Consider the following 1,244-nt stretch of genomic DNA (forward strand, 5'->3'; position numbering starts at 1 on the left):
ATTATATGTGATCATAGTGCATGTATTTTTAAAGCAAATATAATATTTCCATGCACTTATGGATTAAATTGTTAATAAAAACATGTGTTATGTTAATAACTTTCAGGTCGTTATCATTTTAATGAGCAAACCCTAATTGGTGTTTTGCTGCACGCATTCCTCATAAACCACAACTCCGAATAAATCGCTAATGCTAATGCTTGCGCCCTGTATGCTGTTTTGTGTGCTCACTGTTAAAAATTCCCGTGCAGGATTCGGAAAAACCAGCGCTTCTCCACTTTTATCTTTTATCTTTATACTTTCAACCTGCGTAATCGTATCACACGGACTGCCCTCCAATGCCCCTAAATTATAATTTGGCATATTCGGTAAGCCGGCATAGCTCCTTCGCCCTCCAAGATAAAAACTGTTTGGTTGAAAATAACATGCAGTACCTAAACCGTTTGGTTCGTTAATAACACTCAGGTTCATATTAATTGTGTCGAAAATAGTATTTGGGAAACTGGTTCCTGAAACATTTGCTATATATATTTTACCATCTGGTCCTAATTGCATTTGGCATATATCATGGTCGTTCGGATAAGGGTTTACCCAAATTGTTTGCCTGCTGTTTACAATTGAGGTAGCAGTTAAATCAAATTGAAATAAACTATCTGCCTGGGTAATATATAGTCGGTTCCCTTTTGGAGAAAAGGCACAACCGGAATAGTTAATAAAATGGTTATACCCTAAATCAACCCAATTGCTTAATGTTCCAGTACATCGGTCGAAATCAAACAAGTCTATCACACCCCAAAGGTTAGTTGCTACTATTTTATCACCATCAGCGCTTGCCACCATTTCACCCATATCACCGCCAAATGAAGAAGTATATGCTGATCCGATAACTTGTGTAAAAGGACCTAAAATAACATCATTAAGAATTAAATATTTAACAAAAACATCTGTGTTTCTTTGATGAAAAATTAACCACCAGTCTCTACCATTAGCATGTCTTACAGCTATTAATTTTTCTGCTACTTCATTTGTATTATATAGCAAACTGTTTTTTGTTGTAACCTTACCAAGTCCATTATTATATGAGAGATCAACAATTGAAAAGTATAAATAGGGTCTGCTCATGAATGCGACCTGATTTTTTAAATTTAGTTCCAATTTTTTCAAGGAGATGCTACCAAAAATTCTATTTTTTCAAAAATAATGTTTTTTGAGCTTTTTGTGATATAAAAAAGTCGAAATTTTAA

General features: G+C 34.2%; 1 protein-coding gene. It reads right to left on the reverse strand.

The features are described from left to right. Positions 1-132 precede the first annotated feature (132 nt). Positions 133-1,122, reverse strand: coding sequence for a hypothetical protein (locus tag HY951_11910; GenBank protein MBI5540759.1), 990 nt, complete (start codon positions 1,120-1,122; stop codon positions 133-135). Positions 1,123-1,244: the final 122 nt, after the last annotated feature.

Source organism: Bacteroidia bacterium, from assembly GCA_016218155.1.
Taxonomy (GTDB): Bacteria; Bacteroidota; Bacteroidia; order Bacteroidales; family GWA2-32-17; genus GWA2-32-17.